This is a genomic window from Streptomyces ovatisporus, assembly GCF_042653885.1.
GTDB lineage: Bacteria > Actinomycetota > Actinomycetes > Streptomycetales > Streptomycetaceae > Streptomyces > Streptomyces ovatisporus.
This window is the reverse complement of the sequence record NZ_JBHSFH010000004.1, coordinates 615085-639313: the sequence shown is the minus strand read 5'-3', so window position 1 is coordinate 639313 and position 24229 is coordinate 615085. Positions and strand designations below refer to the sequence as shown.

The window sequence follows — 24229 nt, the reverse complement described above, 5'->3', positions numbered from 1 at the left end:
TGTCATGCCTGGTGAGAGCGCCCGCGGAAGGACATGCCATGGAGGAGAAGCTGGCCCTTCGGATTCGGCTGTTCCGTGAGAGCGGTCAAGTACGCGCGGACGTGGCCGACTTCGTCCGGGTGGAGCTGGAGGCCCTGGCCGAGGAGGGCCGCAGCGTCACCGAGGAGACGGCGGGGATGCTCACCAGTCATCTGATGATGGCGCTCAACAGGGCGCAGAACGGTGAGTCGATCGAGGAGTCCCCTGCGGAAGGGGACATCGCCGCCGAACTCGCCGAAGTACCCGCTGCCGTCGAGGCGGCGCAGCAGATCACCGCACGGGCCGAACGGACGCTCGGAGCCTCCCTGCCCTCCTCCGAAGTCGGCTTCCTGGCGCTGCACCTGGCAGTGCTCGACCGGCGGTCTCCGGTGGGACAGGCGGCGCCGGAGCATACCGACGGCTGACGCCGGGCCGCTGCGCCCGGCGACACACAGCACCGCATCGGCGCTGGACCGGCGCACACCAGCAGCGAAGCCGCGTACAGCAGAAAGGAGATCCGCCGTGACGAAGATCCTCACCGGTGGCGTCGGCAAGGCCCAAGTCGCCGAAGCCCTCGGCGAACTGGGCATCGGCGGGCTTGAGGTCACCGTCTCCAACGACATGGAGGCGGCGATGAAGCTACGCGCCGGCCAGGCCGACTACTACCTGGGCACCTGTCACACCGGCGCCGGTGCCTCCCTGGGAGTGCTGCTCGGAGTGCTGGGCAGCGGCACGTGCCACACCTTCGGGCGACGCGTCCCCACCGAGGAGGACGTCGCCGAACTTCTCGACAGCGGCAAGAAGGTCTTCGGCTTCGGCATGGACCAGATCTCCGCCACCACACCCGTGATCGCCCATGCCATCGCAGCACGCGCAGCCTGACCACCGGCCGCCCGAGCCTTCTGACCGCTCGACCAGGTCCAAAGGAGCAGCCCTGTGAGCACCCTTCTGGCCGGCGCGGTGAGCGCGGGCAAGCACAGTCTCGACCTCTCGCTGGCACAGCAGGTCACCGTCGTCGTCCTGTGTGCACTGACGGCCCTCATATCCCATATGGCGCTGGCCGTGTTCAACGACGGCGTACGGCCCTTCATGCTGGACTTCATCCAGGGCAACAGCACGCGCAACGCCACCACCGCTGTCTCCTTCGGACTGTCCGCCGGGTTCATCTTCGGGCTGGGGGCGCCGATGGCGCTCTCCACCGGAGTGCTCAATCCCTGGCTGCTCTTCCTGCCGACCGACGTGCTCGGCATCCTCTCGCCGAAGAAGTGGATAGCCCCGCTGCTGGGCGGTGCGTGGGGTGCCGTGATCATCTTCGGGCTCAACGGCGCCAACGAGGTCGCGCACGACCTGCCCGTCGACTTCCTCACCGCCATGCAGGAGATGTCGACGCCGATCCTCTTCCTCTTCACGCTCTTCCCTGTGCTCGCCATCACCCGGCAGTTCGGCAAGCTCCGCGGTGCCGTGGCCGGGGTGGTGGAACTGGCGCTGGTGATCGTGACGATGAAGCTCTGGCCCGACGTCTTCCCGGGCGCTCCGGCCATGGCGGTCGGAGTGGTGACGCTGATCGGCTTCGCCGTGGCCAAGGACATGCGTCAACGGCGCGCGGAACGGGCGGAGAAGGCCACATCGGAGAAGGGCTCGCAGGAGGGTGCCGCGTCGCAGCAGAACGATGCGGACGACGACCCGATGCAGTCGCTGTTCAGTGCGAGCGCGGCCCGGCTGCGTCGTCACCTTCCGATCTTCATGGTGCTCGGCGCAGGCGTCTGCCTGCTCGCGCAGATGCACGTCTTCGGCGGCGGAGAGGCGACGAGCTTCCTGATAGCCGACGGCGACTACTCGGGCGCCGCCCAGGTGGACTTCTACCGCGTCTTCGGCTTTATCCCACTGATCGCCACCACGGCGCTCGCCTCCGGCGCGTACGCCATAGCCGGATTCACGTTCGTCTACCCGGTCGGTTACCTGCTGCCCAGTCCGTGGCTGGCTCTCCTCGCGGGTGCCGCGATATTCGCCGTGGAAGTTCTGGCGCTGTCGTGGATCGGGAAGGTGCTCGGCAGGCTGCCGTCCGTACGCGACTCGTCCGAGCATCTGCGCAACGCGATCAGCGAGAGCCTGTGGCTGGCCATCCTGTTCGGTTCTCTGCTTGCCGCCAACACGATGGGCGGCGGGCTCGGCATCCTGATCGTGGGCGGTCTCTACCTGCTGAACGAGGCGATGGGACGAGTCGTGGTGCGGATGGCGGCCGCGCCCGCCGCGGTACTGGCGGGCGGTGTGCTGCTCAATCTTCTGCACTGGCTGGACCTGTTCACCCCGGTCAAGAGCTGAACGGGCAGGCGTCCGCGTCCCGGCCGAGCGCGTCCGTCGGCCTTCAGGAAGGCACGAGCACCATGCACGAGCCGCACCGTCCCCGACTTTCTCCGTCCTCCGTCACGACCGGGCCGTCGGCGCAGGCGGCCCCGGCCGCACCGCTGCGCACCGTCACGGGAGAGCTGTCGCCTGTGCTCGTGGACGGGCCGGTTCTCGCACACGAGCATCTCGCTCTCGACCTCTCGCGCGAGACCGACACCACTGCTGTGCTGGGGCCTGATCATCTTGAGCCTGTCGCGGCCGAACTGGCGGAGCTCCACGGCGAGTACGGGCTCTCGCTCGTCGTGGAACTGACCTGTCGCGGCATGGGGCGCGATGTGAAGGCGCTCGGCGAGATCTCCGAACGGTCGGGGGTCGGTGTGGTCGCGGCAACAGGCTGGTACTACGAGCGGTTCCACCCGCCCGGTGTCGAGTCCCTGAGCGAGTCCGAACTCGTCGACCTGCTCGTGCAGGACATCCAGGACGGCATCGACTCGACAAACGTGCTCCCAGGTGTCGTCGGCGAGGTCGGCAGCCACGGTGACGAACCGAGCAGTGCGGAGGTCCGCACGCTCTCCGCGGCTGCCCGTGCAGCTGTGGAGACAGGCCTGTCCGTGGCCACTCACGCGCAGTTGGGGCGCGGTGGCCTCGCGCAACTGGAACTGCTCACCAAGGCGGGCCTGCCACCGCACCGGCTCGGCATCGGGCATCAGGACCTGCTCGACGACTCCGCAGTCCACCGCGAACTGGCAGCGGCCGGCGCGTACGTCTCCTTCGACACCATCGGCAAGGAGAGCTATCAGAGCGATGGGACGCGACTGCGGCTGCTGCTGGCCCTGCTGGAGGCCGGCCACGCGGACAGAGTGCTGCTCAGCTGCGACGTGTCACGGTTCGGCTATCTGCGCAGCGAGGGCGGCCCGGGATACGGCCACCTCTTCCGGTCGTTCCTCCCGCGGGTGAGGGCTGCGGGAGCCGACGACGACCTGATCGATCTGCTGACGCGCCGCAATCCGCTGCGCTTCCTTACAGGCGGACACAGCCTTAGGGATCGCACGGACGACAAGGAGCTGTGAGATGAACGTGCAACTGCCGCAGACGTTCCCGCTCCCCACCGTTCTGCTGGACGAGGCGGTCCAGCAGCAGTTCCGGCTGATGGAGTGCACGGCACGCCACTTCGAGGGACAACAGCTGTTCGAGCCGGATGTCGGTGTCGTACCGGACCTGGGCAGACCTCGTACGACTGCACGCGTGGAAGCAGTGTTGGCCGAGTTCTTCGGTACGGAATCGGCGGCACTGGTGCAGGGCGCGGGCACAGGGGCGATCCGTGCCGCACTTTCCGCGGCAGTCACTCCAGGGGAGGAGCTGCTCATCCACAAGGCGCCGGTCTACCGCACCACGCAGGTCACGCTGCGCGGCCTGGGCGTACGCACGGTGGAGGCCGATTTCAACGACCGGGAGGAGCTGGACCGGGCCCTGTCCAGCGACCGCTTCCGCCACGCGTACGTACAGCACACCCGGCAGCGCCTCACCGACTCCTACTCCCCGGGCGAGGTCCTCGCGGCCTGCCGGGCGGCCGGCGTACGCACAGTGGTCGACGACAACTACTCCGTCTTCCGCGTGCCGTCCTGCGGTGTCCAACTGGGCGCAAGCGCCTCCTGCTTCTCCCTCTTCAAGCTGCACGGCCCCGAGGGCGTCGGCGCAGTCGTCGGCTCCCGCGACCTGATCGAACGGGTGCAAGCCGACAACTACTCGGGAGGCGGTCAGGTCCAGGGGCACCAGGCGCTCGACGCCCTGCGCGCGCTGACGCACGTGCCCGTCATGTGGGCACTTCAGTCACGCACCGGCGCCGAGGTCGCCCAGCGCCTTCAGGCAGGTGAGGTCCCCGGGGTGGCCGAGGTGCGCATCGCCAACGCTCAGGACCGCTGTCTGCTGGTGCGCCTGGAACACCCCGTCGCCCGTGAACTGCCCGCGTTCGCAGCGCGTCACGGGGCCGCTCCCTACCCGGTCGGCTCCAACTCGCGGTACGAGATCGCGCCGCTCTTCTACCGCATGTCCAGCTCGTCGCTGGACGACGCACCGGAGCTGGCCGACTGGACCGTACGGATCAACCCCATGCGGGCAGGAGCGGACCTCGTGACGCACATCCTCCGGCGTGCCCTCGAAGACCTCTACGCCGCGCACGATCTGTCCGCCGTCCGGAAGGGCTGACCTTGTTCCTCGACACCGTCCTCGTCCGCAACCCCGAGCTGGCCGAGGCAGCTGCCGTACTGCACGACAAGGGCGCGATCCCGCCGGACACCTACGTCATCGACCGCGACACCGTGGAGGCGAACGCCGAACTGCTGGCCGGCGAGGCCCGGCGGCTCGGACTCAGCCTGTGGTTCGTGGTCAAACAGCTCGGCCGCAACCCGGAACTCATCCGGGCGGTTGCCCGTCACCTGCCGGAGGCCGCGGCCATCGACGCACCGGAGGCACGTGCGCTGCACTCTGCCGGAGCGCGGCCCGGCAACGTGGGTCACCTGGTCCAGGTGCCCCGGCGTGCGCTGCCGGAAGTGCTGGCCTGGCGCCCCGCGGCCGTGACCGTCTTCGACGCCGACAACGCACGGGCCGTCTCAGCAGAGGCCGTCCGGCAGAACATCGTCCAGGACGTGCTCGTCCGTTTGGAGGCCGCGCCGGAGTCCGTCTATCCGGGGCAGGACGGCGGCGTCCCGCTCCAGCAGCTGGACGCGTTCGCTGCTGAAGCCGAGGCGCTGCCCGGCATCCGGATCGCCGGTGTGACCGGCTTCCCGTGCGTGCTCTGCGATCCCCGGACGGGTACTCCGCAGCCGACAGCGACGTTCGCCCTGCTCCGGAAGGCACACGCGCAGTTGACGGGCCGCGGCCACACCGACCTCAAGCTCAGTGCACCGAGCGCCACCTGCGTCGCGAGTCTGCCCTTGCTGGCGGAATTCGGCGCGACGCACGGAGAACCGGGCCACGCGCTCACCGGTACGACGCCGCTGCACGCGGTCGACCAGGACCAGCCCGAGCGTCCGGCCTACGTCTACGTCACCGAGGTCTCCCACACGCTCGCCGACGGCCGTCCCGCACTGCACGGCGGCGGCTTCTACCCGCGTGCAGACATCAGGGACGCGCTGCTGTACCGCACAGGCACACGACTGCGCGTGCAGGACATGCCTGCTGAGAACATCGACTACTACCGGCTGCTCTCCGCACCTGCTCCCGGTCAGACGAACGCGGGGGAATCCGCCCCGGCAGATGTACGCGCAGGTGACACGGCAGTGCTCGCGTTCCGCACCCAGATCTTCGTCACGCGCAGCAACGTCGCAGTCGTCTCCGGGCTGTCCTCCGGCGCACCGAAACTGACGGGACTGTACGAGCCGCTGGGAGGGACCCTGTGAGGGGCGGACTTCCGGCGAGCAGAACGGTCATCGTCGTCGTGGACGGCCTCGGGATCGGCGCCATGCCCGACGCGGGTGACCTCCGCCCTGGCGACAGGGCCGCGGACACCCTGGGCCACCTCCTCGATCACTGCCGCAGCGAACGCGGCGCAGCGCTGCACCTGCCCGTGCTCGGTGAACTGGGCCTCGGTCTGCTGCACCCGCACCCGGATCTCGCCAGGCTCACAAAGCTGCCGGTGGCCGTCGCCCGCGCGGGCCTCGGCTACCCCGGAGCAGACACCTACGCGGGCCACCAGACCATGACGGGAGCCGACTTCAGCCAGGTCACTGTCGCGAACCTCGGCCGGTTCCTGCCGGAGGTGACCGCGGTCCTCGAAGAGGCAGGTCATTCGGTCGAACTGCTCGACGGTGAGCCGCCGGTGGTGGTCGACGGCCGTGTGCTCGTGCACGACAACCTGGAGGCCGACCCCGGCATCAACTGGAACGTCTCCGGGCGCCTTGAGGACCTGCCCTTCGAGGAGATCCTCGCTCTCGCCCGTACCGTCCGCACTGTGGCCCCCGTCGCCAGGGTCATCGCGGTGGGCGGCCACGCGGACCGGCCGCTGCCGTCGTACGTCCGGACCGGCGACGGCGGCGCTGTGGGGCTGGACACCCCGGCGACCGGCTTCTACCGCAACGGCGGTCTGCGGGTGCAGCACTTGGGCGCCCCGATGGACCACGCACGTCAGTTGCCGGAGCTGGCGGCGCGCGCGGGTGCCGAGGTGACGCTCGTCGGCAAGGCGGCCGACATCCTGGCCTGTGGGACGGCGGTGCGTCTCCCGGCAGTGCGGACGGACGAGGTGCTGGCCCACACGCTCTCGGCGCTCGGCAGCTCCTCCGCTGGGTGCGGCCGTTCCGGCGCAGAGCGGCCGGGCGCGCAGGGAGCGCTGGTGGTGGCCAACGTTCAGGAGACAGACCTGGCAGGCCACCAGCAGGACGCCCTGCGCTACGGGGCCGTGCTCGAACAGGTGGACGTCGGACTGGGCGCGCTGATCGAGGAGTTGAGCCGTCCCGGCGACCGCCTGATCGTCACGGCGGACCACGGGAACGATCCGACGATCGGACACGCCTGCCACACCCGTGAGTACGTACCGGTTCTCATCCACCGCCCGGACGCCGCGCGGACAGAGATCCTCGCCGACGCGGACGGCCTGGCCGACGTGGGTGCCACAGCTGCCCGCTTCCTGGGCCTCGATCCGGGCGGGCTCGCCGCCGGTACGCCGCTGCCTGCCTGACGCAGCCGCACGCGGGACGCGGAGAGCACTGCACGGGCGACCGCCCGGCCACCCGCGGCACAGTCGCCCACCGCACAGTCGCCCGACAGGGAGCAAGTACCGGTCTGCGGCGGGGACCCTGCCCGACGCCGGGAAGCCGGACGGGCTGGGCCGCCCGCCCGGCGGCGGCCCGTCAGGACCTCCCCTGGCCCTGGCGCTGGCGCTGCTCCTGCCGCGTGGCCCGCTCCTCACCGGTGACCCGCTTCTCGACGAGGCCCAGCTCGGGCGTCTGCCACTCCTCGGCCGTCATGGCGAAGCGTTCGTGGTCCCGCCAGGCGTCGTTGAGGAAGAGCATCCTCGGCGAGAACCCCTCGTGCCGGAAGCCGAGGCGGCGCGCCATGGCGATCGAGCGGTCGTTCTCCGGCTGGACGTTGATCTCCAGCCGGTGCAGACCCAGCCCCTCCGGCGCACTGTCGAAACACCGGTCGACGATCAGGCGCATGCCCTCGGTCATGCGTCCGGTGCCGGCGTACGGAACGTAACTGTCGTAACCGAGCGCTCCGTTGCAGAAGCGCGCACGAACGATGTTGGCGACGTTGACGCGACCGACCAGCCCGCCGTCCTCTTCGTCGAAGATCATGAAGCTGCGGAGTGCGGGGCCCTGACGACGCAGCAGATCGGGGAGACCGTCCGGCTCGACCGGATTCCAGGGGCTGAGGTGCTCGGCGGAGCGGAGGACCGCCTCACGGTAGACAGCTTCGTCGCCGGGCTGCGGGGGCCGGATGTATACGCGCATGAACGACATCATCCGCCCCCGCGCCCGATGGTTCACTTCGGGGGCAGCATGTCCTTGAACTCCTGAGGCAGCTCGAAGTCCCCGTCGCCCTGCCCGGTGCCGGCACCGCCGAAGGCACCGCCCTGACCGGCGGCCTTGCGCTGCGCGGCAGCCTGCTCCTCCTGCTTGCGCTTCATCGGGTTGCCCGACTGGCGCTTGCCCTTGGCCTTCTTCTGCTGCTTCTTCTTCTTGCCGGCACCGCCGCCCATGCCCGGGATCCCGGGCATCCCCGGCATGCCGCCGCCCTGGGCCATGCGGGACATCATCTTGCGCGCCTCGAAGAAGCGTTCGACCAGATTCTTCACAGCGCTGACGTCCACACCGGAGCCCCGCGCGATACGTGCACGGCGCGAACCGTTGATCATGGTGGGCTCGGCACGCTCGGCCGGTGTCATCGACTTGATGATCGCGGCCGTACGGTCGACCTCGCGCTCGTCGAGGTCGTTGATCTGGTCCTTCATCTGGCCCATGCCGGGCATCATCCCGAGCAGCTTGGAGATCGAGCCCATCTTGCGGACCTGCTCCATCTGCGCCAGGAAGTCGTCGAGCGTGAACTCCTTGGGCCCCTTCTGCAGCTTCGCGGCCATCTTCTCGGCCTCTTGCTGGCTGAAGGTCTGCTCCGCCTTCTCGATCAGCGTGAGCATGTCGCCCATGCCGAGGATGCGGGACGCCATGCGGTCCGGGTGGAACGCGTCGAAGTCGTCCAGCTTCTCGCCGTTGGAGGCGAACATGATCTGCTTGCCCGTGACCTGCGCCACGGAGAGGGCGGCACCGCCCCGCGCGTCACCGTCGAGCTTCGAGAGCACCACGCCGTCGAACCCGACGCCGTCCCGGAACGCCTCCGCGGTGGTGACCGCGTCCTGACCGATCATCGCGTCGACGACGAAGAGGATCTCGTCGGGGCTGACCGCGTCCCGGATGTCGGCGGCCTGCCGCATGAGTTCCTCGTCGATGCCGAGACGTCCGGCGGTGTCGACGACGACCACGTCGTGGTGCTTGTCGCGGGCGTACCCCACGGAGTCCTCGGCGACCTTGACCGGGTCGCCCACACCGTTGCCCGGTTCCGGTGCGTAGACGGCCACGCCTGCCCGCTCCGCGACGACGGACAGCTGGTTGACGGCGTTCGGGCGCTGGAGGTCACAGGCGACGAGCAGCGGGGCGTGGCCCTGCTGCTTCAGCCAGCGGCCGAGCTTGCCGGCGAGAGTCGTCTTACCGGAGCCCTGCAGACCGGCGAGCATGATGACGGTCGGCGGGTTCTTCGCGTACCTCAGACGGCGGGTCTCGCCGCCGAGGATGCCGATCAGCTCCTCGTTGACGATCTTGATGACCTGCTGTGCGGGGTTCAGTGCCTGCGAGACCTCGGCACCGGCAGCGCGCTCCTTGACCTGCTTGATGAAGGCGCGGACGACGGGGAGGGCGACATCCGCCTCCAGCAGGGCGATGCGGATCTCGCGCGCCGTGGCGTCGATGTCCGCCTCGGACAAGCGGCCCTTGCCCCGTAGGTTCTTGAAGGTCGCTGCGAGGCGATCGGAGAGAGTGTCGAACACGGCGGTCGCGGATCCTTCGCGTCTGGGTACTGGGTTCAGTCGGAGTCGGCCTCCCAGGGTATCCGTCCGCGCGGACTCCGGTCAGGTCCGGTCAGCGACCCGGCGCAGGCCCGGCCGCAGCGGCCCGTTCACGTCCCAGCTCCCGCTCCAGGTCACGGGCGAGCCCTGCCGCTTCCGCCGGCGGGAGGGGTGCGCCGTCGGCTCCCGTGACGTAGAACGCGTCCACCGCGTTGGAGCCGAGCGTGCTGACGTGCGCACTGCGCACCACCACGCCCGCGCCCTCCAGAGCTCTGCCGATGCGGTACAGCAGCCCGTGGGCGTCCTGTGCGCGAACCTCCAGCACAGTGGCCACTTCGGAGCCGGCCGGCGCGACGCTCACCCGGGGAGGCGGCGCGTGGCTGGCACGCCGGCGCGGCCTGCGGTAAGCGGCTTCACGTTCGGCGAGACGGGCAGCGATGTCGAGCGAACCGTCGAGGGCACGCGCGAGGTCGGCGCGGAGCCTCGTCGCGAGCGGCAGAGAGCCGTATTCGGTGGCCACCCGCCACGACAGCAGCAGTACGGACGCTTCCGCCCCCGGCTCGCTCGCAGAGCCCGGCAGTCGCAGCACCCGCAGGTCGGCAGCACGGACAGTGAGACGGTGAAGGGCGAGGACCCCGGCCACCGCGGGCAGAACGCCCATCGCGTACGGGCGGGACGTGCCCGGTGCGGAAGTCGGATCGTCCGGCGCAGGTGGTGCGGGGACAGCGACGAGCAGTTCGACACCGACCGGGTCCTGGCGCTTCACCCCCGCGTCGTGCGTGGCGTTCTCCGTGTCCTGCCGACTGTGCTCCGTCGCACCGCCCGCGCCGGGACCTCCCGCCTCCGCTCCGGCTGCGGCTGCGGCTGCGGCTGCGGCTGCGGCTGCGGCCCTCTGTCCGCGCGAATCCTCGGACGGCGCTTCCGGGCTGCCGTGCAGCGTGAGTACGGGCCCGTGGGTACGCCACGCTTCGGCCGCCAGCCGCTCCGCCTCGGCTGTGGGCACGTACGGCTCGGTGTGCTCCTCGACGGCCTCCCCCGCCAGTACCCCTGCCACCCGTTTGACCAGGTCGGCGACGAGCGTGCTGCGCCATGCCGACCACGCCGCGGGCCCGGTGGCGCGCGCATCGGCCTCTGTCAGCGCGTGCAGCAGTTCAAGGGTGCCGAGGCTGCCGACAGTGTCGGCGACGGAGCGGACAGTCGCCGGGTCGTCCAGGTCCCGCCGGGTCGCCGTCTCGACCAGCAGCAGGTGGTGGCGGACGAGCGTCGCCAGGACCTCCACGTCGGGTGCGTCGAATCCGATGCGGTACGCCATGTCGCGGGCGATGGTCTCCCCCACGACGGAGTGGTCCCCGGGCCAGCCCTTGCCGATGTCGTGCAGCAGAGCCCCCACCAGCAGCAGGTCGGGCCGTTGTACGCGCCGGGTCAGCGCGGACGCGCACACTGCTGTCTCGACGAGGTGACGGTCGACGGTGAACCGGTGTACCGGATTGCGCTGCGGACGGCAGCGGACGCGCTCCCAGTCCGGCAGCAGCCGTGCGATGAGCCCTTCCGCCTCAAGTGCCTCCCACACGGGAACAGTCGCTTCCCCCGCGCCGAGCAGACTGACGAACTCCTCACGTGCCTCGGCAGGCCACGGCACGGACAGTGTCCTCGACGAACCCGACGCCCCAGACGAGCCGGACAAGCCAGACGAACCCGACGGCCCAGCAGACCTCGACGACACCGGTCCGCCCACCCCCGCGGACCGCCCGGCCGCCGAACGGCTGCCGCGCGCACTGTCCGTGCCACGGACCGCCTCGGCCATCCGCCGCACGGCCGGCAGTGCGAGCGGAAGTTGTGCCTGTGCCGCCGCCGCGGCAGCACGCAGCGGCAGCACTGGGTCCCGCTCCGGCCGGGCAGTGCGCGCGAGCACGGCCTCGCCGTCGTGTTCGACGACACCTTCCGCGAGCGGCGTACGTCCCTGGTCGGCGGCGCCACGGCCACCGCCGCCCAGCAGCCCGCGCAGCCGGGACGCCCGGCCCGCGCGCCCACGCAGGACGCGGCCCACCTCACGCCAGGTCACGTCGTTCGCGTACGCGATGGTGCGCGCCGCTTCGTACACCTGCCGCAGCAGGACGTCGGCGTCGAGCAGTCCGAGCGCCGCTGCGACCTGATTCTGGTCCTGCTGTGCCAGCCTGTCGGTCGCCCGGCCAGTGCCCAGGTGCAGCGCGTCGCGGACGTCCAGCAATGTCCGGCGTGCCTCCGCCAGCCCGCCGCGCGGTGCGTCCGCCAGCCAGGACGCCGCTACGGCGCGCAACAGGGTCGCGTCCCGCAGACCGCCCCGTGCCTCCTTCAGATCCGGTTCGAGCAGGAAGCGCAATTCGCCGTGTGTGTGCGTCCGTTCTTCGGCGAGTTCCCGTACTTCGGGCAGGCGCTTGTGCGCCTCCGCACGCCACCTTGCGAGAACCTCCGCCCGCAGCCCCGCCGTCAGCGCCTCGTCGCCCGCCACATGCCGTGCGTCCAGCAGCCCCAGTTGGACCTTGAGGTCCTGCTGGGCGACGGCGCGTACCTCGGAAGGCGTCCGCACGGAGTGATCGAGGGCGATGCCGAGATCCCAGACGGGATACCAGACACGGTCCGCGAGCTGAGCGATCTCGCCCTTGGCTCTGCTTCCGTCATGCAGGAGCAGGATGTCCAGGTCGCTGCGCGGGGACAGCTCACCCCGGCCGTAGCCGCCGACGGCCACGAGTGCGACGCCCGGATCCACGGGACCCAGCAGTCCGCCCAGCCACTGGTCGGTGATGTGTGCGAGTTCCTCACGCCGGGCGGGTCCGGACACCGCCCCGGCACGCGGCCGGGCCTCCTCGCCGGGCCCACTGCTGTGGGCACCGTTGAGGAGGCGCAGCCGTGCCGCCGCGTAACCGCCCGCTCCGGCGTGGGGTCCGGCGCCGGTCCCGGCAGCCGCTCGTGTGATCCCGGCTTGTTCGGCCATGTGCGGTCCCGGCTCCTCCGTACTGGGCGGCTTACTGCTGGAAAGGGCGTGAGGAACGTCTAGGGTGCGTCGTTTGGATCTTCGTGGGTCGGCGAGCGGCGTCCGGTACGTCCAGATGCCAGGCGGAGGATCGCCCTCGTACTGGGCGTACTCGGGCGACTCCGACAACGCAGCAGATGGGCGGGCCGGGCGTCGCGAGCCCACGAAGCCCAAACGACGTGCCCTAGAGCGCGTCCGGTCCGCGTTCGCCTGTGCGCACCCGGACTGCGGTCTCGACCGGCACCGTCCAGACCTTGCCGTCACCGATCTTTCCGGTACGGGCCGACTTGACGACGACTTCGAGCAGTTCCTCTGCGTCCTCGTCCTCGGCCAGCACCTCGATCCGCACCTTGGGCACCAGGTCGACGGTGTACTCCGCGCCCCTGTAGACCTCGGTGTGGCCGCGCTGACGTCCGTAACCACTGGCCTCGGTGACGGTCAGCCCCTGCACGCCGAAGGCGCGCAGCGCCTCCTTCACGTCCTCCAGCTGGTGCGGCTTGATGACCGCGGTGATGAGCTTCATGCGTCCACCTTCTTGTCGGAGAGCTGACCGGGCGTCGCCACTGATTCCTGCTGTCCGCCGGCGCCGTGGGCCGCCGGGGCGGGACGGGCCGAGGACGAGGAGCCGCCGACTGCGCTGAAGTCGTAGGCGGTCTCCGCGTGGTAGGCCCTGTCGAGCCCGCTCGTCTCGTCGTCCTCATCGGCGCGGAAGCCGATCGTCACATGGATCAGCTTGGCGATGATCCAGGCCACCACGAAGGAGTAACCCATCACCGCGAAGGCCCCGGTGGCCTGCTTGCCGAACTGGGCCAGGCCGCCGTCACCGTCGATGGCCAGGAACCCGACCATCAGCGTGCCGATCACACCGCCGACGAGGTGGACGCCGACGACGTCGAGCGAATCGTCGAAGCCCAGCTTGAACTTCATGCTGACCGCCCAGGAGCACACTGCCCCGGCGACCACGCCGATCGCGAGCGCCCCCGGTGCGTTGACGTTCGCCCCGGCCGGCGTGATCGCGACGAGCCCGGCGATGGCTCCGGAAGCCGCACCCAGAGTCGTGAACGCGCCGTGCCGGATGCGCTCGTACAGGAGCCATCCGAGAACCGCCGCACCGGTGGCGAGCTGCGTGTTCATGGCCATGGTGGCGGCCGTGCCGTCGGCGGCGAGGGCCGACCCCGCGTTGAAGCCGAACCAGCCGAACCACAGCAGCGCCGCACCGAGCACCACCAGCGGAATGCTGTGCGGACGCATGGGTTCCTTCTTGAAGCCGATGCGCTTGCCCACGACGAGCACGGCGGCGAGCGCGCCGACACCGGCGTTGATGTGGACGGCCGTGCCGCCGGCGAAGTCGATGACGCCGAGCTCGAAGAGCCAGCCGCCCTCGGCCCACACCCAGTGGGCGACCGGGAAGTAGACGAGCGTCGCCCACACCGCGATGAAGACGGCCCAGGCACCGAATTTCACGCGGTCCGCGAGCGCACCGCTCATCAGTGCGGGCGTAAGGATGGCGAACATCATCTGGAAGAGGGCGAAGGCGAGGACTGGAATGCCGCCCTTCTCGGTCAGCGTCTCGACCGAGATGCCCTTCAGGCCGACGAAGTCGAGGTTCCCGATGACGCCGCCCGTGTCGGGGCCGAACGCCAGGGAGTAGCCGTAGAGCACCCACAGGACGCTCAGGATGCCCAGGGAGATGAAGGACATCATCAGCATGTTGAGCGCGCTCTTGACCCTGACCATTCCGCCGTAGAAGAAGGCGAGGCCGGGTGTCATCAGCATGACCAGGAACGCGCTGAGCATTACGAAAGCGGTATCCGCGCCGTTCAATGTGGACGACTCCTCAGGTAACGACCCGTGCGGGTGAACGGGATGGGCCGGGGATGCACGAAGGCTCCCGAGGCTCCGTTTCCGCTGATGCCGCCAGGTGTTTCGCTGTGGTGACGATCCGCGCGGCAGTGTTACGCCTGCATGAACCACTGTGGACGGGACTGCCGTCCAGTTACTCTCACGCCCCCACAGCGGAAGTCCGCTCTTCGAACGGAAAGAACCGGCCACGCACCGCATCCGTACGACTTGGCGTCGGGGGAGCCCAGTCGGGTTTTCTGGGTGCGGAGCGTGGCCGGTGGTCGAGGGGATCCGGCACAGGGGCGTCCGAACCGGCCGGCCGGCCTGCTGCCGTCGCTCGGTCACTCTGCGGTCGAACTGTCCGGCCGCCGCCGTCCGTTCAGCCGGTCATGCGCTCAGCCGGTCATCCAGTCAGCCGGTCATGCGCTCAGCCGGTCATGCACTCAGCCGGCCACGGCGACGTCCTCGTCCCCCGGCAGTTCCGCGGCAAGCCGCTCGCCCAGCTGCACGACCTCCGCGACCTCGCCGAAGTCCCTCGCCGCCCAGGCAGCCGTCCTGCGCAGCCGGTTGTTGACCCGCTCGGAACGGAGCCGCTTCGCCACGTCGAACGCCTCACCGGTACGGAACGCGCCGTGCTCCGGCTCCTTCTGGAGCAGGTGCACGCTCGCCATGCCGAGGAGGTTCAGCGCGTACGAACGCCGGTGTCCGCCCCCGTCCGTCTCCGCGGACTCCAGTCCGAAGAGCTCCACCGCCCGCTCCATCGCCGGGCGGGCCATCGACGCGTACGTCGGGCTGCGGCCGGAGGAGTAGGCGAGGTCGCGGTACGAATGCGCGATCTCCGCGTTCAGTTCGGCCTCCGAGAAGAAACGGATCCAGTCGGGGTCGCGGTCACCCGCCCCGACGTCCTCGAAGGTCTCCTCGGCCATGCGCACCGCACGCCTGCACTTGCCGGGCTGGCCCATGTTCGCGTAGGCGCGCGCCTCCATGGCCGACAGCATCGCCTGCGTACGGGCCGTCGCACCCTCCCTGCTGCCGTACTGCGCGAGGTGGACGAGCTCCAACGCGTCCTCCGGGCGCCCGAGATGGATCATCTGGCGGCCCATCTTGCTGAGCACGTACGAGCCGAAGGGACGGTCTCCCGCCTCCTTGGCGGCGTGCAGAGCGAGGACGAAGTACTTCTGGGCGGTGGGCTGGAGACCGACGTCGAAGCTCATCCAGCCCGCCAGCTCGGCCAGTTCGGCCGTGACGCGGAACAGGCGCCTGCCCACGGCCTCCGTGTGCTGCTCCTGCAGCAGGTCCGTCACCTCGTGCAGCTGACCGACGACCGCCTTGCGGCGCAGCCCGCCCCCGCACTGCGCGTCCCACTGCCGGAACATCACCGTCGTCTGCTCGAGCAGCTCCACCTCCGGGAGCGAGAGCTTCGCCGCGCGCCTGTGGGCCGCACCTCCAGAACCACTCGGAGCTCCGGATTCGTCCGCGGCGCCGCTCGCGCTACTGCCGTCCCCGGCCGCCGTACCCGGCATGGCGAGTACATGCGCACCTCCCGGCGAGGCGTCCGGAGCCGCGTCCCGGCCCTCGTCGCCGGGACCGCTGCCGCCCGTACCGCCCGGCGTCGCCGGACTCGGCACCAGCCAGCGCTGCATGGGCTCGATCAGCGCGGGCCCCGCCGAGACCGACAGGGAGTTCCCGAGGAATCCGCGGCGCCCCAGCATCAGATCGCCACGCGAGAACTCGTTGATCATCGACACCGTCTGGGGCCCCGCCCACGGCAGATCCACACCGGATGCCGCGGGCGACTTCCGCTCCGGCCGCAGGCCCAGGTCCTCGACCCCGACGACGCAGCCGAAGCGCTCGGAGAAGAGTTCGGAGAGGATCCGCGGAATCGGCTCGCGCGGCTGCTCGCCGTCCAGCCAGCGTCGAACGCGGGAGGTGTCGGTGCTGATGTGATGGGCGCCCAACTGCCGGGCCCGCCGGTTGACTTGACGCGCGAGCTCACCCTTGGACCAACCGCTGCGCTGAAACCACGAGCCCAGCTGCCCGTTCGGGAGCTTGTCGCCCTCGCTCACCGGTAATGCCCCCATCTGGCCCCTCACCGCCCCACCGACGCCATGCCTCCGGCATACGCACGAGGCGAAGTTACGCCACCCGCGTGTGTACCGAAAGTAACCCCGCGATCACTGTACAGGCGACCCCGTCCTCAGAAACGCCACCATTCGCCACCCCTTCGAATGAACCCCTTGGCCGCTGCACACGCTTCACTTGACGCAGGGTCGTGCCATGCGGGGAGCGGCTCGGCATACGCGGGGGCCGTCACTGTGCGCAGCACCCTCGTAACCATCGGCAGGCAGGACCCGTTGGAGGGAGCATGGGCTTCACGATCGGCGCCATCGGCGGTCTCAGCGGCATCCGCGAACTCCATCAGCTGCGCCCGGGCGGACGGCGACGCAGCCGCGCCTCGGCCGCGACCGCCGTCGCGGAGTACACCGGTCTGTGGGGCTGGTCCGTGGTCCCCGGCGCCCGCGCCGCGCGTACGGCCGGCGGCCGTACGGAGTGCTCGTGCGGGGCCTCCGTCTGCCCCGCGCCCGGAGCGCATCCTCTGGACGCGTCCCTCGAGGTACCCGCCGGCGCGACCCTCGACGAGGCGAGCGGGGCGTGGGCGCAGGTGCCCGGCGCCGCACTGCTCCTTCCGACCGGGCGGAACTTCGACGTGATCGAGATCGCCGAATCCGCGGGGCACCGCGCACTCGTACGCCTGGAGCGCATGGGCCTGCCCCTCGGCCCGGTCGCCCTCGCCCCGCACGGCCGGGCGTGGTTCTTCGTCGCTCCGGGTGCGGCAGCCGAACTCCCCGAACTCCTCTACCGGATGGGCTGGGACGACGCCGGGCTCGACCTGCGCGGTGTCGGTGAGGGCGAGTACGTCACCGCGCCGCCCTCCGACCTCGGAGGTCACGGTCCGGTGCGCTGGCTCCGTCCGCCGACGCTGGAGTGCACGGGCTCTCCGCCGCAGGCCCGGCTCCTGCTGGGCACGCTCGCCTACGTCTGCCACCGGTCGGCCGCCTGACGCCGGCGCCGGCGTCGGAGCCGCCCGCCCGGCGGTCCGAAGCGCGCCCCGCCCCATCTGCACCGTGGGGCGGGGCGCTCGGCTCTGCGCTTGTCCGCAGTTCGTTCACGGCAGGAGGGCGAAGGCCCACCGGAGGTTCACTCCCCGCCGATCAGTGCGTCGACGAACGCCTCCGGCTCGAATGGCGCCAGGTCGTCCGCGCCCTCCCCGAGCCCGACGAGTTTCACCGGGACGCCCAGGTCACGCTGCACGGCGACGACGATGCCGCCCTTTGCGGTGCCGTCCAGCTTGGTCAGCACGATGCCGGTGATGTCCACGACCTCGGCGAACACCCGGGCCTGGACGAGCCCGTTCTGTCCGGTGGTGGCGTCCAGCACGAGGAGCACCTCGTCGACCGGGCCCTGCTTCTCGACGACCCGCTTGACCTTGCCCAGCTCGTCCATGAGTCCGGTCTTGGTGTGCAGCCGTCCCGCCGTGTCGATGAGCACGACGTCGGCCCCCTCGTCGGTGCCCTCCTTGACCGCGTCGAAGGCCACCGAAGCCGGGTCGCCGCCCTCGGGTCCCCGGACGGTGTACGCCCCGACCCGCCGGCCCCACGTCTGCAACTGGTCGGCGGCGGCGGCGCGGAAGGTGTCGGCGGCTCCGAGCACCACTGACCTGCCGTCGGCGACGAGCACCCGGGCGAGCTTCCCGGTCGTGGTCGTCTTGCCGGTCCCGTTCACCCCGACCACCAGCACCACGCCCGGCCGCTCGACCGCGCCGCGGGTCTCGGTGTGGACCGTACGGTCCATGTCCGGTCCGACCAGGGTGACCAGCTCTTCACGCAGCAGGGAGCGAAGCTCCTCCGGCGTGCGGGTGCCGAGCACTCTGACGCGCTCCCGCAACCGCTCGACCAGCTCCTGGGTGGGCGTCACGCCGACGTCCGCGGTCAGCAGGGTGTCCTCGATCTCCTCCCACGTCGCCTCGTCGAGATGCTCGCGCGAGAGCAGCGTGAGGAGACCCTTGCCCAGCGTGTTCTGGGACCGGGAGAGCCTGGAGCGCAGCCGTACGAGCCTCCCTGCCGTCGGCTCCGGGGTCTCGATCTCGGGGGCGGCGGGTGCGGGCGGCGCGGGTGCCTCCGCAGTGGGAAGGCCGACCTCTTCGATCGTTCTGCGCGGCGCTTCCGGGGCGCCCTCGGCCTCCTCCCCCACATGTGGTTCGGCGGGCGGCGCCTTGGTGGCCTGGGAGGCGGCGGACTTCTCGGCTGGTCCGGCCTTCTTCTTACGGCCGCTGACCACGAGCCCGCTGATCGCGACCAGCACGACCACGGCGATGACTGCAACGAGGATGACGATTTCCATAGCCCGTCCAGTATCCGGCAACGTCAACCGTGCGCGGCAACGCCGCCACGGCCGTATCGCGTTACGGCACGCCGCCGGCTCCCGTACGGCCTCTGCCCCGGACTCGGATGCGGAGACCGGGGCAGCGACCGTGCAGAGGAGCGGGTGGCGGGGTTCGGATTAACCCATCTCCTCCAACGCCTTGCCCTTCGGTTCCGGGACCCACTTGAGCAGGAACGGGATCGAGAGCAGGGCGAAGCCCGTGTAGATGACGTACGTGCCCGACAGGTTCCAGTCGGAGAGGCTCGGGAAGCTGGCCGTGATGGCCCAGTTGGCGACCCACTGCGCGGCCGCCGCGACTCCGAGACCGGCGGCGCGGATCTTGTTCGGGAAGATCTCACCGAGCAGCACCCAGACGACCACGCCCCAGGAGAGCGCGAAGAAGAGCGTGAAGGTGTGGGCACCGACGAGGGCCACCGCGCCTTCTGTGTCCGGCAGCGAGACGTTGTCGCCGGAACCGGTACGGGCGGAGAACGCCCAGGCCACCAGTGCGAGCGAGATCGTCATGCCCACCGAGCCGATGAGCCCGAGCGGTTTGCGGCCGATCTTGTCCACCAGCGTCATCGCGATGACAGTGCCGATGATGTTCACGATCGAGGTCGTGAAGGAGTAGAAGAACGAGCTCTCCGGGTTGATGCCCACGGACTGCCACAGCGTCGACGAGTAGTAGAACACCACGTTGATGCCGACCAGTTGCTGGAAGACGGACAGCCCGATGCCGACCCAGACGATCGGCAGGAAGCCGAAGCGCCCGCCGAGCAGGTCCCTGAACGTGGACTTGTGCTCGCTGCGCATCCCGTACTCGATCTCGTCGACGCGCTCGTCGATCCGCTCGTGCTCGCCCTCGACGCTGCCGAGCACCTTCCGGGCCTCGGCGTGCTTCCCGGCGGAGATCAGGAAGCGCGGCGACTCGGGGATCACGAAGGACAGCAGGAAGTAGGCGACGGACGGGATCACCATGACCCCGAGCATCCACTGCCACGCCTCCAGACCGGCGAGTTCACCGCGCTGGTCACCGTCGGCGAGGGTGAGGATCGCGTAGTTGACCAGCTGGGAGACGGCGATGCCGAGCACGATGGCGCCCTGCTGGAACGAGGCGAGCCGCCCGCGGTACGCCGGCGGGGAGACCTCCGCGATGTAGGCCGGGCCGATCACCGAGGCCATGCCGATGGCCACACCGCCGAGCACCCGCCACAGGGCCAGGTCCCACAGCGCGAACGGCAGCGCCGAACCGACGGCGCTCACCGTGAAGATCACCGCAGCTGTCTGCATGACGCGGATGCGCCCTATTCGGTCGGCGAGACGGCCCGCGACGGTGGCGCCGATCGCGCTGCCGATCAGCGCGGCGGCGATGACCTGCGCCAGCAGGGCCGAACCGATGTCGAAGCGGCCTCTGACGGCCTCGACGGCTCCGTTGATCACAGAGCTGTCGTAGCCGAAGAGGAAGCCGCCCATGGCGGCCGATGCTGCGATGAAGACGACGCGTCCGAGCGGGGCGGTCTGCCCGCCTGCCGACGGCGGCGCCGCTTGAGGGGTGCTGGTCAAGATCTCTCCTGCGCTGCCCGGCGCCTCAGCCGGGTTCGGGATTGCGTCGCCTTCGGGGTGGGCGAGCGCGCGAACGGAGGGCGCACGCACCACCACTTGAAGGTAAAAGTGACGCTGCAGAGACTATGACTTCATGTTTCGAAGTCAAGAGTTGCGCGGAAATTGAGTTCTCCTGCACTGGCGCGCACTGGCCCCACCAAGGTTGTTCAAGGTGTGAAGAGATGGTGCGTTCAGCCCTCAACTGAGGCGCTGGCTGATGACCTTGGAGACGCCGTCACCCTGCATGGAGACGCCGTACAGCGCGTCGGCGACCTCCATCGTCCGCTTCTGGTGGGTGATCACGATCAGCTGCGAGCTGTCCTTCAGCTCTTCCATGATCCGGATCAGCCGCTGCAGGTTCGTGTCGTCGAGAGCCGCTTCGACCTCGTCCATGACGTAGAACGGGCTCGGCCGCGCCTTGAAGATCGACACCAGCATCGCCACCGCCGTCAGCGAGCGCTCTCCGCCGGAGAGCAGCGAGAGCCGCTTGACCTTCTTCCCCGGGGGCCGCGCCTCGACGTCGACCCCGGTGGTGAGCATGTTGTCCGGGTCGGTCAGCACGAGGCGCCCTTCACCTCCCGGGAAGAGCCGTGAGAAGACGCCCTCGAACTCACGCGCCGTGTCGTGGAACGCCTCGGTGAAGACCTGCTCGACCCGCTCGTCGACCTCCTTCACGACCTGAAGCAGGTCGGTCCGGGTCTTCTTCAGGTCCTCCAGCTGTTCACTGAGGAACTGGTGACGCTCCTCCAGCGCCGCGAACTCCTCCAGCGCCAGCGGGTTGATCTTCCCCAGCTTCTGGTAAGCGCGCTCCGCCGCCTTCAGTCGCTTCTCCTGCTCGGCGCGGACGAAGGGCACCGGCTTGTTCCGCGGGTGCTCCGGGTCCTCCGGCAGTTCCTCGCCCTCGGCGGGCGGCGACGGCGGTACGAGCTGATCCGGGCCGTAGTCGCCGACCAGCCCCGCGGGCTCGACCCCCAGCTCCTCCAGCGCCTTCGTCTCCAGCTGCTCGATGCGCATGCGCTTCTCGGCGCCCAGCACTTCACCGCGGTGCATCGAGTCGGTCAGCTTGTCGAGCTCGTCCTTGAGTTCGCGCCCCTCGTTCCGCTCGGCGACCAGCGCCCTTTCGCGCTCGCTCTTGGCGTGCCCGGCCGCTTCACGCTCCTCCTCGGCGCGGCTGAGGGACGCCTCGACGTGCGCCAGCAGCTGACGCGTCCCGGAGGCCACAGCTCCGGCCACTTCGGCCTCGTGGCGCATCCGGGCACGCCGCTGTTCGGCACGGGCCCGCGCCTCACGCTCTGCACGCGCCGCACGATCGAGTGAATCCGCCCGCCCGGCAAGCGACTTGACCCGCTCCTCGTGGGTGCGGACCTGAAGCCGCGCCTCCATCTCCGTCTGCCGGGCGTTGGCACCGTCGGCCGAGAGCCGGTCCCGCAGGGACGTGTCCGGCTCGTCGTCGGCCTCGTCCTGCGCCTCCTCCGCGACGGCCAGCCGCTCGGCGAGCTCCTCGGCCTCCTCGTTCGCCCGTACGAGCGCCGCCTCGGCCTTTGCGACCGCCGCAGCGGTACGTTCGGCCTCCCCGGCCGCTCCCCGCGCCTGTCCGCTCAGCGTCCCGAGCCGGCCGGCGACGTGCGACTTCTCCTTGTCCGCCGCGCTGCGCCGCGCCCCGAGCTCCTCGACGCGTGCGGCGCATTCGCGCCGGCGCGTCCTGGCCCGCTCCTGCTCCTCGCTCAGCTCCGTGTGCCGCCCGGCCAGCTCCCCGAGCTTCGCCGCGGCCTCGTCCACGGCCGCCTGTGCCTCCAGGAGGCTGGGCGCACCGGCCGAACCCCCCTGCGCGAAGTGCGCACCCAGCAGGTCGCCTTCGGCAGTCACAGCCACGACGCCCGGACGCGACCTGACGAGCTCCTCTGCGTCCTCCAGGGTCTCCACGAGCAGCAAGTCCCGCAGCAGGGTGCGGACGGCGGGCATCAGCGCCTCCGGGCCCCGTACGAACTGCGCGGCTGCGCGGGGACCTTCCTCGTCCTGCGGCCCCACGTGGGCTGCCTCGGAGCTCTGGCTCCGGAGCGCTTCTCCCGCGCCGGAGCCCAGGAGCAGGGCCGCACGGCCCGCGTCGTCCTTGCGCAGGAGACGCAGCGCGTCGGCGGCGGCCGAGGTGTCGGCGACAGCAACGGCGTCCGCCGCCACTCCCAGAGCCGCCGCGAGCGGCACCTCGAACCCGGGTGTCACGGTGAGGAGTTCGGCGGCAGGCCCGAGAAGCCCGGTCAGCCGGTCGGTCGCAGCGAGCAGCGCTCCCGTGCCGTCCTTGCGGCGCAGCCCGAGCGCGAGCGCCTCGTGGCGGGCGGATGTGGCCGCCCGCTCACGCTCCACGGTGGTGACGGCCTCGCGGGCCGCGGAGAGCGCGGCCTCCGCGTCGGCCAGTTCACGTTTGGCGGTCTCGTGCTGCCCGGCGAGCTCTTCGTCGTCCTGGTCCAGTCCGTCGACCTCCGCCTGGAGGGCTTCGTACTCCTCACGGGCCGCCGCCGCGCGCTCCTGCGCCTCGTCCCGTGCGGCGGTCAGCCGGTCGATCTCCGACTGTGCCGAGGACGCCCTGCTGCGGGCGGCGTTGACCTGTCCGTGCAGCCGGGCCAGCCCTTCGCGGCGGTCCGCGATCGTTCGCGCCACGTCCTTGAGACGGCGCTCCTCCTCGTGCAGCTGCCGTTCCAGCTCCGCGCGGTGCGCGACGGTGTCGTCCAGGGCCCGCTCGGCGGCTTCCAGAGCGGCTTCCAGCTCCGCCTCCTGTTCGCGGATGCGGGCCGCCTCGCGCTCCATGTCCTCGGGGTCGCGGCCACGGCGCTCCTCGACAGGCGCAGCCTTGGCGTGCTGGACGCGCTGGTCGGCGAGGCCGATCGTGCCGCGTACGCGTTCGGCCAGCTGGGAGAGCTCATACCAGGTCTGCTGGGCGCGTTCCAGGCGGGGCGTCAGCGTCCGCACCTGCTGCTCCAGGTCGGCCTCCCGGCGCAGGGCCTCCTTCAGGCGGGCCTCTACGGCGTCCTTGCGCTCCTTGAGTGCGGCCTCGTCGGCGACCTCCGACTTCAGCGCTTCCCTCAGCGTGACGAGATCGTCGGCCAGCAACCGCAGCCGCGCGTCCCGCAGATCGGCCTGGATCACCTGCGCCTTGCGCGCGACCGCCGCCTGCCGGCCGAGCGGCTTGAGCTGGCGCCGCAGCTCGTCGGTCAGATCCTGCACGCGGGCGAGGTTGGCCTGCATGGCGTCCAGCTTCCGCAGCGCCTTCTCCTTGCGCTTGCGGTGCTTGAGGACACCTGCGGCCTCCTCGATGAAGGCACGGCGCCCCATCGGATCGGCGTGCAGCACGCCGTCGAGCTGACCCTGACCGACGATGACGTGCATCTCACGGCCGATGCCGGAGTCCGACAACAGCTCCTGGATGTCCAGGAGTCGGCACGTGTCGCCGTTGATCTGATACTCGCTGCCACCGTTGCGGAACATGATCCGCGTGATGGTGACCTCGGAGTAGTCGATGGGCAGGGCACCGTCGTTGTTGTTGATGGTGAGCGAGACTTCGGCACGGCCGAGCGGCGGACGCCCGGTCGTGCCGGCGAAGATGACGTCCTCCATCTTGCCGCCGCGCAGCGACTTGGCGCCCTGCTCCCCCATCACCCACGACAGGGCGTCGACCACGTTGGACTTGCCCGAGCCGTTGGGACCGACGACGCACGTGATGCCGGGCTCGAAGCGCAGCGTCGTGGCGGAGGCGAAGGACTTGAATCCCCGCAGTGTCAGGCTCTTCAGGTGCACGCCGTCGGACTCTAGTCCACTTGCCCTGTCACACGGCCCCGGGTCCGGCGACGCAGCGCGCCGAAGTCACGTTGAGCCATTCGGTTTCGCCGAGGTGGGTGGAGGGCACATCAGTCGGTAAGCGCAGCGCCCAACAGCCAACGGCACAA

General features: G+C 70.3%; 16 protein-coding genes and 1 pseudogene. 8 read left to right on the top strand and 9 right to left on the bottom strand.

Annotation, left to right across the window (positions count from 1 at the left end):
• The first annotated feature begins 38 nt into the window (after positions 1–38).
• The 7 genes from ACFPA8_RS07615 (at position 39) to ACFPA8_RS07585 (ending at position 7036) form a co-directional block, all read left to right on the top strand.
• The gene (locus tag ACFPA8_RS07615; protein ID WP_386444165.1) at positions 39–443 is read left to right on the top strand and encodes a PRD domain-containing protein; all 405 of its coding nucleotides are present in this window, start codon (positions 39–41) and stop codon (positions 441–443) included.
• Positions 444–540: 97 nt separating this feature from the next.
• Positions 541–900 carry a DUF2620 domain-containing protein gene (locus tag ACFPA8_RS07610; RefSeq protein WP_386444162.1) on the top strand — a complete coding sequence of 120 codons (360 nt, stop codon included), beginning with the start codon at positions 541–543 and terminating at the stop codon, positions 898–900.
• 54 nt (positions 901–954) lie between these two features.
• Positions 955–2340: a YhfT family protein gene (locus ACFPA8_RS07605; RefSeq protein ID WP_386444159.1), complete on the top strand. Its 1386-nt coding sequence runs from the start codon at positions 955–957 to the stop codon at positions 2338–2340.
• A 62-nt stretch (positions 2341–2402) separates the two neighbouring features.
• Complete coding sequence (locus ACFPA8_RS07600; RefSeq protein ID WP_386444156.1) at positions 2403–3434, top strand: phosphotriesterase family protein; 1032 nt, start codon at positions 2403–2405, stop codon at positions 3432–3434.
• 1 nt (position 3435) lies between these two features.
• Complete coding sequence (locus ACFPA8_RS07595) at positions 3436–4569, top strand: aminotransferase class V-fold PLP-dependent enzyme (protein ID WP_386444153.1); 1134 nt, start codon at positions 3436–3438, stop codon at positions 4567–4569.
• Positions 4570–4571: 2 nt separating this feature from the next.
• On the top strand, positions 4572–5762 hold the full coding sequence (locus ACFPA8_RS07590; protein WP_386444150.1) for an alanine racemase: 1191 nt from the start codon (positions 4572–4574) through the stop codon (positions 5760–5762).
• Positions 5759–7036, top strand: coding sequence for a phosphopentomutase (locus tag ACFPA8_RS07585; RefSeq protein ID WP_386444148.1), 1278 nt, complete (start codon positions 5759–5761; stop codon positions 7034–7036). Before ACFPA8_RS07590 ends, ACFPA8_RS07585 begins: the two co-directional genes overlap by 4 nt.
• A gap of 271 nt (positions 7037–7307) precedes the next feature.
• Here the strand turns inward: ACFPA8_RS07585 and ACFPA8_RS07580 are convergent.
• From ACFPA8_RS07580 to ACFPA8_RS07555, 6 genes and pseudogenes are all read right to left on the bottom strand, one after another.
• Positions 7308–7823: pseudogene (locus tag ACFPA8_RS07580) on the bottom strand (GNAT family N-acetyltransferase); the annotation flags it as partial.
• A 20-nt stretch (positions 7824–7843) separates the two neighbouring features.
• A complete protein-coding gene (gene ffh, locus ACFPA8_RS07575) occupies positions 7844–9397 on the bottom strand; it encodes a signal recognition particle protein (RefSeq protein ID WP_386444145.1) in 1554 nt (517 codons plus the stop codon).
• A 91-nt stretch (positions 9398–9488) separates the two neighbouring features.
• A complete protein-coding gene (locus tag ACFPA8_RS07570) occupies positions 9489–12386 on the bottom strand; it encodes a bifunctional uridylyltransferase/uridylyl-removing protein GlnD (RefSeq protein WP_386444142.1) in 2898 nt (965 codons plus the stop codon).
• A 223-nt stretch (positions 12387–12609) separates the two neighbouring features.
• Entirely contained in the window at positions 12610–12948 is a 339-nt protein-coding gene (locus ACFPA8_RS07565; protein WP_386444139.1) for a P-II family nitrogen regulator, read from the bottom strand.
• Positions 12945–14249 (bottom strand): ammonium transporter, encoded by a 1305-nt coding sequence (locus tag ACFPA8_RS07560; RefSeq protein ID WP_386444136.1) that lies wholly within the window; start codon positions 14247–14249, stop codon positions 12945–12947. Before ACFPA8_RS07560 ends, ACFPA8_RS07565 begins: the two co-directional genes overlap by 4 nt.
• Before the next feature lie 461 nt (positions 14250–14710).
• Positions 14711–16348, bottom strand: a complete 1638-nt coding sequence (locus ACFPA8_RS07555; RefSeq protein WP_386444133.1) for a hypothetical protein — start codon at positions 16346–16348, stop codon at positions 14711–14713.
• Positions 16349–16632: 284 nt separating this feature from the next.
• Here ACFPA8_RS07555 and ACFPA8_RS07550 point away from each other — a divergent pair, with 284 nt between their 5' ends.
• The gene (locus ACFPA8_RS07550; RefSeq protein ID WP_386444130.1) at positions 16633–17328 is read left to right on the top strand and encodes a bifunctional DNA primase/polymerase; all 696 of its coding nucleotides are present in this window, start codon (positions 16633–16635) and stop codon (positions 17326–17328) included.
• Positions 17329–17465: 137 nt separating this feature from the next.
• On the opposite strand, the gene ftsY is transcribed toward ACFPA8_RS07550, so the two are convergent.
• The 3 genes from ftsY to smc all read right to left on the bottom strand — a co-directional run bounded on the left by ftsY (position 17466) and on the right by smc (position 24080).
• On the bottom strand, positions 17466–18668 hold the full coding sequence (ftsY, locus tag ACFPA8_RS07545; protein WP_386444128.1) for a signal recognition particle-docking protein FtsY: 1203 nt from the start codon (positions 18666–18668) through the stop codon (positions 17466–17468).
• 159 nt (positions 18669–18827) lie between these two features.
• A complete protein-coding gene (locus ACFPA8_RS07540) occupies positions 18828–20252 on the bottom strand; it encodes a sugar porter family MFS transporter (RefSeq protein WP_386444125.1) in 1425 nt (474 codons plus the stop codon).
• 237 nt (positions 20253–20489) lie between these two features.
• Positions 20490–24080, bottom strand: coding sequence for a chromosome segregation protein SMC (smc, locus tag ACFPA8_RS07535; protein WP_386444123.1), 3591 nt, complete (start codon positions 24078–24080; stop codon positions 20490–20492).
• Between the last annotated feature and the right edge of the window lie 149 nt (positions 24081–24229).

Bases quoted from the DNA above. Each gene is read 5' to 3' on its own strand.
- ACFPA8_RS07615 (WP_386444165.1), top strand. From the start codon at position 39: ATGGAGGAGAAGCTGGCCCTTCGGATTCGGCTGTTCCGTGAGAGCGGT.
- ACFPA8_RS07600 (WP_386444156.1), top strand. From the start codon at position 2,403: ATGCACGAGCCGCACCGTCCCCGACTTTCTCCGTCCTCCGTCACGACC.
- ACFPA8_RS07595 (WP_386444153.1), top strand. From the start codon at position 3,436: ATGAACGTGCAACTGCCGCAGACGTTCCCGCTCCCCACCGTTCTGCTG.
- ACFPA8_RS07570 (WP_386444142.1), bottom strand. From the start codon at position 12,386: ATGGCCGAACAAGCCGGGATCACACGAGCGGCTGCCGGGACCGGCGCC.
- ACFPA8_RS07565 (WP_386444139.1), bottom strand. From the start codon at position 12,948: ATGAAGCTCATCACCGCGGTCATCAAGCCGCACCAGCTGGAGGACGTG.
- ACFPA8_RS07555 (WP_386444133.1), bottom strand. From the start codon at position 16,348: ATGGGGGCATTACCGGTGAGCGAGGGCGACAAGCTCCCGAACGGGCAG.
- ACFPA8_RS07550 (WP_386444130.1), top strand. From the start codon at position 16,633: ATGGGCTTCACGATCGGCGCCATCGGCGGTCTCAGCGGCATCCGCGAA.
- ftsY (WP_386444128.1), bottom strand. From the start codon at position 18,668: ATGGAAATCGTCATCCTCGTTGCAGTCATCGCCGTGGTCGTGCTGGTC.